The organism is Enterobacter sp. BIDMC92 (assembly GCF_001030225.1).
GTDB lineage: Bacteria > Pseudomonadota > Gammaproteobacteria > Enterobacterales > Enterobacteriaceae > Enterobacter > Enterobacter sichuanensis.
Genome location: NZ_KQ087598.1, coordinates 1,799,156 through 1,812,983 on the forward strand (window position 1 = coordinate 1,799,156; position 13,828 = coordinate 1,812,983).

General features: G+C 53.0%; 16 protein-coding genes. 5 read left to right on the plus strand and 11 right to left on the minus strand.

What is annotated here, in order from left to right; all coding sequences use genetic code 11:
• Positions 1-295: 295 nt before the first annotated feature.
• Positions 296-598 carry a tlde1 domain-containing protein gene (locus SP99_RS24325; protein ID WP_231584277.1) on the plus strand — a complete coding sequence of 101 codons (303 nt, stop codon included), beginning with the start codon at positions 296-298 and terminating at the stop codon, positions 596-598.
• Between the two features lie 453 nt (positions 599-1,051).
• Here the strand turns inward: SP99_RS24325 and mdtG are convergent, their stop codons facing one another.
• Together mdtG and SP99_RS08280 are read right to left on the minus strand one after the other, a co-directional pair.
• Positions 1,052-2,269, minus strand: coding sequence for a multidrug efflux MFS transporter MdtG (gene mdtG, locus SP99_RS08275; protein WP_047958257.1), 1,218 nt, complete (start codon positions 2,267-2,269; stop codon positions 1,052-1,054).
• 141 nt (positions 2,270-2,410) lie between these two features.
• Positions 2,411-3,337 (minus strand): Kdo(2)-lipid IV(A) acyltransferase, encoded by a 927-nt coding sequence (locus SP99_RS08280; protein WP_047958258.1) that lies wholly within the window; start codon positions 3,335-3,337, stop codon positions 2,411-2,413.
• Between the two features lie 221 nt (positions 3,338-3,558).
• Between SP99_RS08280 and trhO the strand changes: the two genes are divergently transcribed.
• Complete coding sequence (gene trhO / locus SP99_RS08285; RefSeq protein WP_045285013.1) at positions 3,559-4,608, plus strand: oxygen-dependent tRNA uridine(34) hydroxylase TrhO; 1,050 nt, start codon at positions 3,559-3,561, stop codon at positions 4,606-4,608.
• Between the two features lie 44 nt (positions 4,609-4,652).
• On the opposite strand, the gene SP99_RS08290 is transcribed toward trhO, so the two are convergent.
• The 9 genes from SP99_RS08290 to mdtH all read right to left on the minus strand — a co-directional run bounded on the left by SP99_RS08290 (position 4,653) and on the right by mdtH (position 11,329).
• Positions 4,653-5,228, minus strand: a complete 576-nt coding sequence (locus SP99_RS08290) for a YceI family protein (protein ID WP_047958259.1) — start codon at positions 5,226-5,228, stop codon at positions 4,653-4,655.
• A gap of 1 nt (position 5,229) precedes the next feature.
• A complete protein-coding gene (locus tag SP99_RS08295) occupies positions 5,230-5,796 on the minus strand; it encodes a cytochrome b (RefSeq protein WP_047958260.1) in 567 nt (188 codons plus the stop codon).
• A gap of 208 nt (positions 5,797-6,004) precedes the next feature.
• Positions 6,005-6,118 carry a DUF2770 family protein gene (locus SP99_RS23090; RefSeq protein WP_032672401.1) on the minus strand — a complete coding sequence of 38 codons (114 nt, stop codon included), beginning with the start codon at positions 6,116-6,118 and terminating at the stop codon, positions 6,005-6,007.
• A gap of 60 nt (positions 6,119-6,178) precedes the next feature.
• Positions 6,179-7,297, minus strand: coding sequence for an N-methyl-L-tryptophan oxidase (gene solA / locus SP99_RS08300; protein WP_047958261.1), 1,119 nt, complete (start codon positions 7,295-7,297; stop codon positions 6,179-6,181).
• A 116-nt stretch (positions 7,298-7,413) separates the two neighbouring features.
• Positions 7,414-7,668, minus strand: a complete 255-nt coding sequence (gene bssS / locus SP99_RS08305) for a biofilm formation regulator BssS (protein ID WP_008500827.1) — start codon at positions 7,666-7,668, stop codon at positions 7,414-7,416.
• A gap of 274 nt (positions 7,669-7,942) precedes the next feature.
• Positions 7,943-8,188: a DNA damage-inducible protein I gene (dinI, locus tag SP99_RS08310; protein WP_047958262.1), complete on the minus strand. Its 246-nt coding sequence runs from the start codon at positions 8,186-8,188 to the stop codon at positions 7,943-7,945.
• 74 nt (positions 8,189-8,262) lie between these two features.
• Positions 8,263-9,309 (minus strand): dihydroorotase, encoded by a 1,047-nt coding sequence (gene pyrC / locus SP99_RS08315; protein WP_047958263.1) that lies wholly within the window; start codon positions 9,307-9,309, stop codon positions 8,263-8,265.
• Between the two features lie 127 nt (positions 9,310-9,436).
• Positions 9,437-9,997, minus strand: a complete 561-nt coding sequence (locus SP99_RS08320; protein WP_025755839.1) for a lipoprotein — start codon at positions 9,995-9,997, stop codon at positions 9,437-9,439.
• Positions 9,998-10,120: 123 nt separating this feature from the next.
• Positions 10,121-11,329, minus strand: coding sequence for a multidrug efflux MFS transporter MdtH (gene mdtH, locus SP99_RS08325; RefSeq protein WP_025755838.1), 1,209 nt, complete (start codon positions 11,327-11,329; stop codon positions 10,121-10,123).
• A gap of 236 nt (positions 11,330-11,565) precedes the next feature.
• Here mdtH and rimJ point away from each other — a divergent pair, with 236 nt between their 5' ends.
• From rimJ to SP99_RS08340, 3 genes are read left to right on the plus strand one after another with little or no spacing between them, the layout of a single operon-like run.
• Complete coding sequence (rimJ, locus tag SP99_RS08330) at positions 11,566-12,150, plus strand: ribosomal protein S5-alanine N-acetyltransferase (RefSeq protein ID WP_008500822.1); 585 nt, start codon at positions 11,566-11,568, stop codon at positions 12,148-12,150.
• A 9-nt stretch (positions 12,151-12,159) separates the two neighbouring features.
• Positions 12,160-12,810: a YceH family protein gene (locus SP99_RS08335; RefSeq protein ID WP_047958264.1), complete on the plus strand. Its 651-nt coding sequence runs from the start codon at positions 12,160-12,162 to the stop codon at positions 12,808-12,810.
• A gap of 2 nt (positions 12,811-12,812) precedes the next feature.
• A complete protein-coding gene (locus SP99_RS08340; protein ID WP_047958265.1) occupies positions 12,813-13,736 on the plus strand; it encodes a Gfo/Idh/MocA family protein in 924 nt (307 codons plus the stop codon).
• The last annotated feature ends 92 nt before the right edge of the window (positions 13,737-13,828 follow it).

The following is a 13,828-nucleotide window of genomic DNA, read 5'->3' on the forward strand; positions in this document are numbered from 1 at the left end:
CCGCAAGGAACAGGTTGATGCTTTTGGCTTAGATTGACGATTACCCCAGCATCAGGCATCAGAGAAGTGCTCCAAAAGCCTGAATGTTCCGACTTCAGAAGTGGTTTACCTACCTGACAGAAGCGATTTAAATACATAGATAATTATTTTACCTCTTGTCAGAGTAACGGAATGATATGTATTAAATTGCCGATCAATAGTAGATATATTTACAATGGCCTATAACTTGTTCCGTTACAGAACGAGTGCTTTTTCAGTACTACATTCAGAAAATAATTTCCAAATTAATCCTACGATGCTGTTTGTATTTCTCTCGTATGGTAGACTTTCTCTATGCACACAGCAGGGAATACAGTATGCAAATAATGAGGATGACGTATCGCGTGGTAGTTTCCGTTTGCATCTATTACGGCCAGATGGAACGGGTGTATCAGAGGGATGCATAACATTCGTCAATCGCCCTGATTTCTATACTGTACGTAGTCAGTTGCTACGTACTAAAAAGGTTAAAGTACCAGGTTCCAGAACTGGATTAATGGCGTATGGCTGGGTGGACGTGCAAGGAGGTAGCAACTATGCAAACTGTAGGATTCGTTAAGAATGCAGCCTTATATAGTATCTGCATCATCTTTTCATGGTGGCTATCAAGCTTTGGTAAGCCCCTGAACGGCATAACGCAATGGGCGATGGATACCGCCTATAGTACTTTCGGTTCCGGCCTGAGCGGGTCATATGAAGCTGATGCAGATCCAGTAAGATTCATAGCCTTAATCGTTATGGTACTCATCTACGCTACGGTACTATTCCTGCTCATACGCTTAACCCTCAGTAAGTTTCAGAACAAAAGAAATTAATTGTAAAAAGAAGCCCCATAAGGGGCTTTATTTCTTTTTACGAATAATGAAATCTTTTATTGGTCTGTTTTAAGAATAAACTCTATTGATCTCGTTCCTGATATAGGTGCTGTTTTTCACTGCATCATGTAGGATATCAAACAATTCTTTCTCAAAAGCATCTTTAGCTTTTGATCTGTATATTGAAGGCGTTCGTCTTATTCCGTCGGGGGCCGTAACGCACGGGATAAACTGAACCATGAATAGATCGCATTAAACAGCACCACGCCTGCCGTGACGATAAAGACGGCGCGAAAACCGAAGCTGGCGGAGATCCCTGCCCCGAGAAGCGGTCCGGTGACATTACCGATGTCGCGGAAGGACTGGTTATAGCTGAATATCCGCCCGGCAATCTGGTTTGTGGAGTTGTAGACCAGCAGGGTCTGGACGGCAGGCAGCAACGCCCCGTCGGCGGCACCCAGCAAAAAGCGCAGCACGCCCAGCTGCCAGGGGGATTGCACCAACGACATGGGGATAAGCAGCAGCACGGAAATCACCAGCGCACAGATCAGGATTTTCTCCGGACCGACGCGGTCCCCGAGTTTCCCTAACCGCGGGGCGCTAAGCAGCGCTGCCACGCCGGGCACGGAGGCAATCAGTCCACTGATAAAGGCGATGTTACTGACGTTACCCGCGAGATCGCGGACGTACAGCGTCAGAATCGGGGCAATTGAACCGGTTGCCACCTGAATAATCAGGGTCGTTACGAACAGGCTCAGCACCAGTCTGGGGTTTTTAAGCGAGGCCAGCACGTCTCTGGCGTGAAGCATCTCTTTTTTGGCGACGGGTGTGAAATTTTCACGGATACAGAGCAGGGTGACAACAAAGCACAGGAACAGCACGCTGGCGGTGATAAAGAACACCGGTCGCAGGCCGTAGCTATCGGCCAGTAACCCACCGGCAAGAGGCCCCAGCAGGGCACCACTCACGCCGCCGGTTGAGAGCGTTCCCAGTGCCCAGCCGCTCTTATGGCGAGGAATTTGCGTGGCGATGAGAGCATTCGCGTTAGGAATAAATCCGCCCAGCAAACCCAGCAATGCGCGCAGGATCAGGAACTGCCAGACGTTTTGCGCCATGCCCATCAGCGCCATGATTATCGCCATCCCCAGCGCTGAACGGAGCAGCATAATTTTTCGGCCCTTGCGGTCAGCAAGGCCGCCCCAAAAGGGCGAGGCAATAGCGGAAAAGAGAAACGTGATGCTGAACACCAGGCCAGACCACATATTCAGCGCACTGTGACCCGTCACGCCCAGCTGTTCGACGTAGAGCGGGAGGAAAGGCATGACCAGGCTAAACGCCGCGCCAGTGAGAAAACAGCCAAGCCACGCAACCGCGAGGTTACGTTTCCAGTTTATGGGGGCATCTGAGGGTGACATAACAATCCGCATAGTGAGGTGCAGAGCACCTGAGGCATAAAGTAATAAGCCTGCTAATTATGCGCCTGAGTTATGATTGCCGCAATGAAGGTGAGCTTTTAAAGCTAAAACAGCAGGCGGCCCAGAGAGCCGCATGATGAATTAATAGCGGGACGGTGTCCCTTTTGGCCGCGTTTTAAAGCGGCGGTGCAGCCACATATACTGCTCCGGCGCGAGGAGGATGCACTTCTCGACAATGCCGTTCATCCAGCGGGCTGTTGTCTCGGCGTCATCCAGCGGCGGTGCAAGTTCTGGCTCCAGCATTATCAGCTCGTAGCCTGAGCCGTCCGGCTTGCGGCGGGGAACAAAGGGGACGATGGCGGCTTTGGACATGCGCGCCAGCATCCAGGTGCCGGTCGTTGTAGCGGCCTCTTCAACGGCGAAGAAGGGAACAAATACGCTGGATTGCGGACCATAGTCGTGGTCGGGGGCATACCAGACCACTTCACCGGATTTCAGCGCGCGGATCATGCCCTTCAGATCCTTACGGTCAATCATGCTTTTATTGGAGCGCATGCGCCCGTTGGTCTGGATTAAATCGATGACCGGGTTATCGTTAGGGCGATAAACGCCAATGCCGGGTGCCTGCATGCCAAACATTCGCGCGCCGATCTCCAGCGTCAAAAAATGGACGCCGATCAGCAGAACGCCCGTCTGGCTGGACTGAAGCGTATGCACAGGCTCCATGCCGGTTCCCGTCACTTCGCTCCAGCGAGCCATGCGTTTATCCGGCCAGAACCACGCCATACCGGTTTCCATCAGCCCCATCCCGACGGATTCGAAATTCTTCGTGACCAGCTGGTGACGCTCTGACTCACTCATCTGCGGGAAGCACAGCTCAAGGTTGCGGTACGCAATCCTGGCGCGGCGCTTCATCACCTTTTGTGCGAGACGGCCCAGAGCGTTACCCAACCGGAAAATAACAGGGTAGGGAAGCTGTACCAGTAGCCATAAAAAGCCGATGCCAAGCCAGGTCAACCAATAGCGGGGATGCAAAAGGGCGGCAGTAAATTTTGGTAACTGGGTCATGTCTTTCCTGTGTTTAAACGTCCTGTTCCGCTAGTGTCTCATTTTTTGAGACGTAGCCAAAATATCTGCTTTCGAAACGTGCACGAATACAGCAATTGTTAACCCTGATTAATCAGGGAGTGTGAAATGTAGCGTAAATTGTGTGGATGTAAATTGGTTTTGTTTGCTATATCATGCCGACCGATTTTTCATTCTCTCTGACGAACCCAGGACTGTACACCATGCCAGTGTTACACAACCGCGTATCGAATGAGATGTTAAAAGCGCGTATGTTGGCTGAAACCGAACCGCGCACGACCATCTCCTTCTACAAATACTTCACGATCAACGATCCGCAGGCGACCCGCGATGCGCTTTATCAGGCATTCACGGCGCTGAACGTCTTCGGACGCGTCTATCTTGCCCGCGAAGGTATCAACGCGCAGATTAGCGTACCGGAAAGCAAAGTGAGCGCTTTCCGCGAGTGTCTTTATCAATTTGATCCGGCCCTTGACGGCTTACGCCTGAATATTGCGCTGGACGATGACGGGAAATCCTTCTGGGTGCTGCGTATGAAAGTGCGTGAACGCATCGTGGCGGATGGCATTGACGATCCTGAGTTTAACCCGGCTGATGTCGGTGAATATCTGAAGGCTGCAGAAGTGAATGCGATGCTGGACGATCCGGATGCCGTATTCATTGATATGCGTAACCACTATGAGTATGAAGTGGGGCATTTCGAGAACGCCATGGAAATCCCGGCCGATACCTTCCGCGAGCAACTGCCCAAAGCGGTTGAGATGATGCAGGAACATAAAGATAAAAAGATCGTGATGTACTGCACCGGCGGTATCCGCTGTGAGAAAGCCAGCGCATGGATGAAGCACAACGGCTTCAATAAGGTCTGGCACATTGAAGGCGGCATTATCGAGTACGCCCGCCGCGCCCGTGAGCAGGGTTTACCGGTACGTTTTATCGGCAAAAACTTTGTCTTTGACGAACGTATGGGGGAACGTATTTCTGAGGACGTGATTGCCCATTGCCATCAGTGCGGCGCGCCGTGCGATACCCATACCAACTGCAAAAACGACGGATGTCATCTGCTGTTCATCCAGTGCCCGGCCTGCGCCGAGAAGTTTAACGGCTGCTGTAGCGAATTGTGCAGTGAAGAGAGCATGCTGCCGGAAGAAGAGCAGCGCCGTCGTCGCGCAGGTCGTGAAAACGGCAATAAGATTTTCAATAAGTCCCGTGGCCGTCTGAATACCAAACTGGGGATCCCAGACCCGGAATAATGATAACGCCCGGCTGCGTAAAAACCTGCCGGGCGTATTTATCACTACTTCTGCTGAACCCCTTCAACGGAAATAATCAGCTCCACGTCCTGAGAGGCCGGGCCCAAATCCGTTGTGATATTAAAATCTTTCAGGTGAATTTTTCCCGCCGCTTCAAAGCCCGCACGTTTACCGCCCCACGGATCGTCTCCCTGACCCAGTAATTTTGCTTCAAGGGTGACAGGTTTCGTGACGCCATTGAGCGTCAGGTTGCCGGTAATATCCAGCTTATCGCCCGCTTTCTTTACTTGCGTCGATGTAAAGGTCGCCTGCGGGAATTTAGAGACATTCAGGAAATCGGCACTGCGCAAATGTTTATCACGCTCTGCATGATTCGTGTCGACGCTGTTGGTATTAATCGTCACATTGACTTTATCGGCGGCGGGGTTTTTATCGTCAAACGTGAACGTGCCGTCAAAATCTTTAAAAGTACCGTACAGCCAGCTATATCCCAGATGCTGAATACGGAAATTGACGAAAGCATGCTGGCCCTCTTTATCAATTTTATAATCAGCCGCCACGGCGGAACCGGCGGTCAATAACAGAGAACCCAGTGCGATACCCAGCAGGTGTTTTTTCATTTTATGCTCCAGAGTCAACAGACGAGCGGCCAAGCATGCGCTTGAGCGTATCGTCTTTATCAATAAAGTGGTGTTTGAGGGCGGCAAGCCCGTGCAGTACAGACAGGATCACAACGCTCCAGGCAAGCCAGAGATGAACGACCCCAGCCGTGTCTGCCTGAGATCCGGCATCGCTGATCGTTGCCGGAACGTCAAAAAGACCAAAGACGCTAATCGGCTTACCGTCCGCTGTCGAGATCAGGTAGCCGCTAATCAGGATGGCGAAGAGCAGCGCGTAGAGCGCAATATGTGCCGCGACGGCACTTACGCGGGTCATTTTACCGTGGCTTTTCGGCGGCGCGGGCGGCGGGGAAATATGTCGCCAGATCACGCGAAACACCAGCCCCAACATCAGCAGAACGCCAATGCTTTTATGTAACTCCGGTGCCTGGTGATACCAGCCATCGTAATAGCTGAGCGTGACCATCCAGAGGCCAAGACCAAACATACCGTAGACGGCAAGAGCAAATATCCAGTGCAAAGCTATGGATATTATTCCGTAGCGTCGGGAGGAGTTACGCAATTGCATCAGAATGTCCATTTTCAAATTAACCGAAGAGTAAAAATGAACGGGGCGGCAAAATATTGCAACTGAAAAAATGATATATTGATTTTTATTTTTCTTATTTCAGCAATTTTGAAAAGAAACGCTAAAGTTAATTCAATTGCTTCGTGCAAGTAGAAATAGTGAATTTCAAAAAAGATAAATTAATGTCAATTACTGTCAGTGCGGGCTTTCAATAAAATACAATGTACACGAAATCGATAATAGCCAGCAGCGCCCACAATAAGAGGTAGAGCATAAAATGCTCGCGAATATTATTGATGAGGAAGTTAACAATCCTGCGCATATCGCTCCGCAATACAGTGTGAATGAAACGGGCTCCGGGAAGCCCGAAGCCCGCGAGGGATTATCCGTTAAAACGCGAGAGTGAGAAGGGCGTCAGATCAAACTGCGGCGTGATACCCTGGGCAAACTGCGCGGCAATTTCCCCCAACACGGAGGCAAACTTAAATCCGTGACCGCTCAGCCCGGTGATAAGCAGGGTGTTGTCATGGCCTGGCAACGTATCAATGATAAAGTCTTCATCCGGCGTGTTGTCATAGGTACAGGCTGCGCCATACAGCAAGCCGCCGATACCGGGAAGGATGTTACGCAGGAATGAGAAGGCTTCTGAACCATCCTGCGGGAAGGCGCCGAAGGGTTTGCGCTCTTCAGGGGAGGCGATCGCCTGGCCTCCGTTGTGTTTACCGATTTTCAGCGCGTCTTTCTCGGAAGGGAAACCGTAGAACTGGTCGCCATTCGGCAGTTCACCGGTAAAGGCCGGGAATTTATTCTGCGCGCTGAAACGACCATCTGACTGGAACCAGGAGAAGACCTTACGCACCGGCTGAATGGGCAGGTCTGGCATCAGACGGGTGACCCAGGTTCCCGCGCTGACCAGCAGGCGGGACGCGGAATATTCGCCGTCGAGGGTCTTCACGGTGACGCCGTCAGCGTCATGGGTGATGGCGTCCACCGGGCAGTTAAACAGCTGCGCACAGCCCGCTTTCGCGGCAAGATCGATCCAGGTTTTGATCGCGGTTTCGCAATGCAATACTCCGGAATTGGCTTCAAAGAGACCAATGTAATCGTCCGGGACGGTAATTTCAGGCCAGCGCGCCGTAACGCCCGCGGCGTCGAGTTTCTCAACGTCAAGATTAAAGGCTTTCGCGCTGCGTTCGACATTAGCGAGAAATTCCGAACGGGCCGGACCAAGATTGATAACCCCGGTACGCTCGAAAATGCGATCTTCGGTCTGTTTCGCCAGTTCATCCCATAGCGTCTGGGCGCGGAGCACCAGAGGAACATAGCGTTCGCCTTCACCGTAGGCATGGCGCATGAGGCGGGTGTCTCCATGATGGCTACCCTCCGCATGAGGCGGAAGATGGGCATCAATCATCAGAACGTTCAGACCCGCCTGCGTCGCGTAATAACCGGCGGCCGAACCTACGGAGCCGCTACCAATAATGATTAGGTCGTATCTCATATCTTTCTCGTAAACTGATGTTTTGTTAGCAGAGTAATTAACAACGCGGGGTTAGACAAGGGAGAAATAAATAAGGCACCGCGAGGGTGCCTGTTGAGTGAAAAGTGGGCATACGGTTAGTGCCGTTTATACTCATTTTCCTGATAGTCGCCAGATTCTATTTTGGCAATACCTGCCTCCAGAATAGAAATAAACTGACGAGCGACGTCTGTTGTTAGCCACAGCGTCTGTCCAACTTCCGCTTCTTCACGGTTGAGTTGATTCGGGGTCTGGTAGTGCAAACGCAGCATCAGCGCATCGTAGCTATCTACGGTACTGATATCCCAGCCAACAAGTGGGTGGGTCTGGATGACTTCACTATTCTTTTCCATTATAACCCCCTTAATGCGTGTTAGAAGACAACGGCTCTGAGGTTCAATGCATGTTTTTCTGAAAGCATCTTCAGTATACCAAGTAATAAGGGTTCCAACGGGAAAAATAAACAGGTGGCAACACATTTTTCTGCTTTTTAGGATTGTTCGAACAATAAAACACCATCTCGTTCACGATTTTTAACGAAGATACCGAATTAATTTGAACTTCCAGAATGTTCAGACGAAAAAAAGCCGGGGCGACCCGGCAAAAAAACACAATGAGGGAGCAGTGTTAATCTGTGATGAACCAGTCGTCGGCGCTTTCCCACGTTTCCTGCAGGATTTCGCTGATGCGATCTTTATCTTCTTTCGCGCCGCCAATGACGGAGAGGTTGTTCGCTGAGGCGTAACGCACCGTTACGGCACCCGCGTTGTCAGGAAAGGTATTATTAATACGACGGGACAATTCGCCTGCCAGTGCATCAAGCGCGCCGGCAGGCAGAATAGTCGTTTTGGCTATGGTGACTTCAATACGCATAAAGGCCCCCTGTGTAATATACTGTTTATTTATACAGGTATATTCTCGGTTTGACAACAAGGGGCATTGATTTTTTAACGTTTTACCGTCCAGTTTACGGTTTCACCCGCCAGGAATGGGATCAGCGTGTCATCCGTCAGCGCGATGGACTCCTCAACGTGGCTTGTCTTACGCTCCAGTTCGATGAAGGTCTCGTTCACCGGCAGGCCATAGAAACGCGGGCCGTTGAGAGAGCAGAACGCTTCGAAATGCTCCAGCGCGTTCATCTCTTCAAACACGGTCGCGTAGCTGGCAAGCGCAGTTGGGGCGTTGAAACAGCCTGCGCAACCGCAGCTTGCCTCTTTACGATGGCGGGCGTGAGGGGCGGAATCGGTGCCCAGGAACGCACGGGAGAACCCGCTGGCCACCAGCTCACGCAGCGCCTGCTGGTGGATATTGCGCTTAAGAATAGGCAGGCAGTACAGGTGAGGGCGCACTCCGCCGACCAGCATGTGGTTGCGGTTAAACATCAGGTGCTGTGGCGTAATGGTCGCGGCGATAAGTTCGTTGCCGTCACGCACGTACTCTGCTGCGTCTTTGGTGGTGATATGCTCGAAGACCACTTTCAGCGCCGGCAGGCGCTGGCGCAGAGGCTCCATGACGGCCTCAATAAAAAGGGCTTCACGGTCGAAGATGTCAATCTCGGCATGCGTGACTTCCCCATGAACCAGCAGCGGCATGCCCAGTTTCTGCATGCGTTCCAGAACCGGCATGATGGCATCAATACTGGTGACCCCGTGGCTGGAGTTGGTGGTGGCATTCGCCGGGTAGAGTTTCGCCGCCGTAAATACGCCTTCGTTGAACCCGCGCTCCACTTCGTTCGGATCCAGGGAATCGGTCAGATAGCAGGTCATCAGCGGGGTAAAATCATGTCCCGCGGGAACTGCATCAAGGATGCGCTGGCGGTAGGCCATCGCCGCATCAACGGTGGTGACTGGTGGCACCAGGTTAGGCATGACAATCGAGCGGCCATAAATTTCGCTGGTATAAGGCACGACAGTTTTCAGCATATCGCCATCACGCAGATGGATATGCCAGTCGTCAGGGCGGCGGATTTTAAGAACCTGGGGTTGTGCAGTCATGGAAGCTCCGGCTTGTCAGGGATCAGTCATAAGGATGGCTGTTTTTGCCGGACACAAATCATAAGCGGAAACGTTTTCCTTTGCACACTTTTCCGTAAAAAAAAGGGCGCCGCGGCGCCCCTTCAGGTTAATCGGTGAAAGGAATAATAATCTCTCCCGGTTTCACCTCTATGCCTTTAGCATATTTTTTCGCCAGGGCTTCCCCTTTGCTTTTGTCTTCACTTAAGACGTACGCGGGCTGCTGGTTAAAATAATTACGTAGTGACTGGTTCAGATAAGGCATCAGGGTTTGCAGAACCGGCGCCATCTTGTCCGGGGAAACCTTCGCATCGACGACTTCCATCTCCTGCAGGAAAATCGCCCCTTTCTCCTTGTTGAAAACGGGCAGTGCCTTCAGCTTGAGCTTGATGTTGGCTTTCTGATTGCCAAAAAGGGATGACATGTCGAGGTCCGCATCTCCTGACAGGGTGACTTTGTTTGGCTCTTCACGTCCGATCTGACTGGTCAGATTCGAGAGCACGATATGCGCGTCCGCAAGCCCCGGCACGCCAATGTCTTTAGAAAAATTATTATGTTTTTCCAGCGCCTGATTAATTTCCTGTTCACTGACGGTATATTGCGTGAGCTGGTTACAGCCAACCAGCAGACCGCTGACAATGAATGCAGCAGCAAAGACAATCTTCTTCATAGTGTTCCTCAACGAAAAATCGGCGCTTCTGTCCTGTTACGCCAGTATGTCAGTGTGAAATGGCAGAAACCAGCAGAAAAAACTGAGAAATGGGGCGGGAAGGGCTCCCGCCCGAGGGAAAGGCTACGCGCCGGGTTCGAGCATGCCGCTCGCGCTGCGTTTCTGGCTGAACTGCCACCACAGGGCAAGGAGCGTCATAAAGCCCACCACGCCGAGCATCATCCAGGGGAGTTCGGGTTGCTGTAACGCTTTGCCGGCATCAAACAGCCAGCCGCCGCCGGTGTATCCCAACGCGCCGCCAAGGGCCAGTCCCAGGCGGCTGAACCCCATATAGCTGCCGCGTGCGCGCGCATCCGCGAGCGAGGCGCTCAGCGTTTCACGGGCAGGTTCGGCGATGATGGAGCCAATATAGAACGTGCAAATCAGCGTAAACAACTGCTGAAGCGAGTTCACCAGGCCAATAGGCATCATGCTCAGCGTCATCAGGAACAGCCCGGCCATCAGGCGATGTTCCAGACGAAAACGTCGTTCGCTCCAGCGGGCAATCGGATAGAGCAGCGTTAGGGAAAGCGCGGCTTCAATGGCGTACATCCATTTAACGGCAGCAGGGGTGCCCGCAATGTCGTTCACCATGATCGGCAGCATCAGCATCACCTGCACGGCAAGCATGTAATACCCCGTCAGGGTCAACACATAGGTGACAAAGCGCTTGTCATGCAGGACGCGTCCCAGCCCTTCCCGGACCGGCGCTTTGACCGTCGACAGCTTCCACGCTGGCAGGAACAGGCCATTAAACAGCGCGCACAGAACAAAGAGCACCGCGCCCGCCGCGCAGACCAGACGGAAGTCATACTGCAGCAGCCAGCTTCCCAGCAGTGCGCCGACAACTGCCCCGGCACTGTCCTGCATCATCAGAATTGAGAAAAAACGGCCGCGGTGCTGCGGACGAATGAGCTTCACCACCAACGCGGTGCGCGGCGGATCGAACAGGGTCCCCCCGATACCGGAGAGAAAGCAGGAGAACCAGAGCAGCCAAGGCTCGTGGGCGATGGCCATCGTGGCAAAACCTGCCGCGCGGAGCAGCATGCCGGTCACGATCATTGGTTTAGCGCCAAAACGGTCAGCGATGGCACCGCCAAAGACGCCGAGACCTTGCTGCACAAACTGGCGTAACCCCAGCGCGATGCCGACCATCAGCGCTGCCCAGCCCATTTGATCGACGAAGCGAATTGAGATGAGGGGGAATACGACAAAAAAGCCGAGCACGACGAGCATGTTATCGACCAGCAGGAAATATTTACCCAGGCTCCTGGCCTGTGATACGCGGGACATTTTCCCTCCAGGGAAAATAAGATGGTGAGCACGCTAACATTCTGCGGTGTCGCTGAGTTTTTGCCCACCCCTGGGCGTGACAATATTTTTTTATCAAAAGCGCGCTTTGATAGAGAGTTCTCATCGAAAAAGAGGAAAAGGAGGCAAAATGGTATGTCACTGTTTTCACAGACGGCAGCGGCGCAGGTATAGTAAAGCTAATGGGTAAGCAGAAGTGACGGGAAGGAGTGGTATCGATGTTTGGCTATCGCAGTAATGTGCCAAAAGTGCGTCTGACAACGGACAGGCTGGTCGTTCGTCTGGTGCATGAGCGTGATGCCTGGCGTCTGGCGGATTATTACGCCGAGAATCGCCAGTTTTTAAAACCCTGGGAACCCGTTCGGGATGAGAGTCATTGTTACCCTTCCGGCTGGCAGGCGCGCCTCAGCATGATCACGGAATTTCACAAGCAGGGCAGCGCGTTTTATTTCGCCCTGCTGGATCCTGAAGAGAAAGAGATTATCGGGATCGCCAATTTTTCAAACGTGGTGCGGGGATCGTTCCACGCCTGTTACCTTGGCTACTCCATTGGCCAGAAATGGCAGGGGCAGGGGCTGATGTACGAGGCGCTGACGGTGGCTATCCGCTATATGCAACGCACGCAACATATCCATCGCATTATGGCGAACTACATGCCGCATAATCAGCGCAGCGGGAATTTGCTGGCGCGGTTAGGGTTCGAGAAAGAAGGCTATGCCAAAGACTATCTGCTGATAGACGGAGAGTGGCGCGACCACGTTCTGACGGCATTAACCACCCGGGACTGGACTGCAGGTCGTTAAGGAGAAAAGATGAAGTATCAGCTAAACGCTACAGAAGCGCGCGTGATTGGGTGCTTGCTCGAAAAACAGGTCACCACCCCGGAGCAGTATCCGCTCTCCGTCAATGCCGTGACCATGGCCTGCAACCAGAAGACGAACCGCGAGCCGGTCATGAACCTCAGCGAGCATGAGGTTCAGGACGTGCTGGATGCGCTGGTAAAACGCCATTATCTGCGCACCGTCAGCGGTTTTGGTAATCGCGTGACCAAATACGAACAGCGCTTTTGTAACTCCGAATTTGGCGACCTGAAGCTGAGCAGTGCAGAAGTTGCGGTCATCACCACGCTGCTGCTGCGCGGGGCGCAAACGCCGGGTGAATTGCGCACGCGAGCCTCCCGTATGCATGAGTTCGCGGATATGCAGGAAGTTGAACAGGTTCTGGAAGGGCTGGCTTCACGTGAAGACGGCCCTTACGTGGTGCGTCTGGCACGCGAGCCGGGTAAACGTGAAAGCCGCTATATGCATCTCTTCAGTGGTGAAATTGATATTTCAGATAAATCGATTACCCCCGATATCACTGTGGGTGACGACGATTTGGTTGCCCGCGTGGCGGCGCTGGAAGACGAGGTCGCAGGACTGAAACAGCGTCTGGATGCCTTGCTGGCTCATCTGGGAGATTAATAGTGAAAAAATTACGTGTAGGCGTGGTGGGGCTGGGCGGCATCGCGCAAAAGGCCTGGCTTCCGGTATTAGGCGCGGCGACGGACTGGACCCTGCAAGGGGCATGGTCACCCAGCCGGGAAAAGGCAGAACGTATCTGCGAAACCTGGCGCATGCCGTATGCAAACTCTCTTTTGGATCTGGCCCGCGAGTGCGATGCGGTGTTTGTTCACACCTCAACGGCAACCCATTATCAGGTCGTGAGTGAGCTCCTTAATGCAGGCGTCCACGTCTGTGTGGATAAACCGCTCGCTGAAAATGTACAGGACGCCGAACGGCTGATTGAGCTGGCGGCGCGTAAAAACCTGACGCTGATGGTCGGTTTCAACCGCCGTTTCGCCCCGCTTTACCAGCAATTAAAGGCGCAGTCCGGCAGCTTCGCTTCGCTGCGCATGGATAAACACCGCACCGACAGCATTGGGCCAAACGATTTGCGCTTTACGTTGCTGGATGACTATCTGCACGTGGTGGACACGGCGCTGTGGCTCGCCGGTAGCCAGGCGCAACTGCAAAGTGGGACGCTCCTGACGAACGAACAGGGTGAGATGGTCTATGCCGAACATCATTTCGCGATTGAGCATCTACAGATAACGACCAGCATGCACCGTCGTGCGGGCAGCCAGCGCGAGAGCGTTCAGGCCGTCACTGACGGCGCACTGTACGACGTTACCGACATGCGCGAATGGCGAGAAGAGAAGGGCAGCGGCGTGGTGATGCAGCCGGTCCCGGGCTGGCAGAGTACCCTTGAGCAGCGCGGTTTCGCCGGTTGTGCCCGCCACTTTATCACCTGCGTGCAAAATCAGACGGTTCCTGAAACCTCCGGCGAACAGGCCATTATGGCGCAGCGCATTGTGGAACGGCTGTGGCGCGAAGCCATGAGTGAATAACTGGCGGTAACATCTGCGGATAGTAATTCGTTGAAATCCGGTTAGACTAAGCGCCGCTTGTTGGCTTTGCCGGGTGGCGCTTACGCTTACCC

Coding starts and splice junctions, on each gene's coding strand:
- SP99_RS24325 (WP_231584277.1), top strand. CDS start 296: ATGCTGTTTGTATTTCTCTCGTATGGTAGACTTTCTCTATGCACACAG.
- mdtG (WP_047958257.1), bottom strand. CDS start 2,269: ATGTCACCCTCAGATGCCCCCATAAACTGGAAACGTAACCTCGCGGTT.
- SP99_RS08280 (WP_047958258.1), bottom strand. CDS start 3,337: ATGACCCAGTTACCAAAATTTACTGCCGCCCTTTTGCATCCCCGCTAT.
- trhO (WP_045285013.1), top strand. CDS start 3,559: ATGCCAGTGTTACACAACCGCGTATCGAATGAGATGTTAAAAGCGCGT.
- SP99_RS08290 (WP_047958259.1), bottom strand. CDS start 5,228: ATGAAAAAACACCTGCTGGGTATCGCACTGGGTTCTCTGTTATTGACC.
- SP99_RS08295 (WP_047958260.1), bottom strand. CDS start 5,796: ATGCAATTGCGTAACTCCTCCCGACGCTACGGAATAATATCCATAGCT.
- SP99_RS23090 (WP_032672401.1), bottom strand. CDS start 6,118: ATGCGCAGGATTGTTAACTTCCTCATCAATAATATTCGCGAGCATTTT.
- solA (WP_047958261.1), bottom strand. CDS start 7,297: ATGAGATACGACCTAATCATTATTGGTAGCGGCTCCGTAGGTTCGGCC.
- bssS (WP_008500827.1), bottom strand. CDS start 7,668: ATGGAAAAGAATAGTGAAGTCATCCAGACCCACCCACTTGTTGGCTGG.
- dinI (WP_047958262.1), bottom strand. CDS start 8,188: ATGCGTATTGAAGTCACCATAGCCAAAACGACTATTCTGCCTGCCGGC.
- pyrC (WP_047958263.1), bottom strand. CDS start 9,309: ATGACTGCACAACCCCAGGTTCTTAAAATCCGCCGCCCTGACGACTGG.
- SP99_RS08320 (WP_025755839.1), bottom strand. CDS start 9,997: ATGAAGAAGATTGTCTTTGCTGCTGCATTCATTGTCAGCGGTCTGCTG.
- mdtH (WP_025755838.1), bottom strand. CDS start 11,329: ATGTCCCGCGTATCACAGGCCAGGAGCCTGGGTAAATATTTCCTGCTG.
- rimJ (WP_008500822.1), top strand. CDS start 11,566: ATGTTTGGCTATCGCAGTAATGTGCCAAAAGTGCGTCTGACAACGGAC.
- SP99_RS08335 (WP_047958264.1), top strand. CDS start 12,160: ATGAAGTATCAGCTAAACGCTACAGAAGCGCGCGTGATTGGGTGCTTG.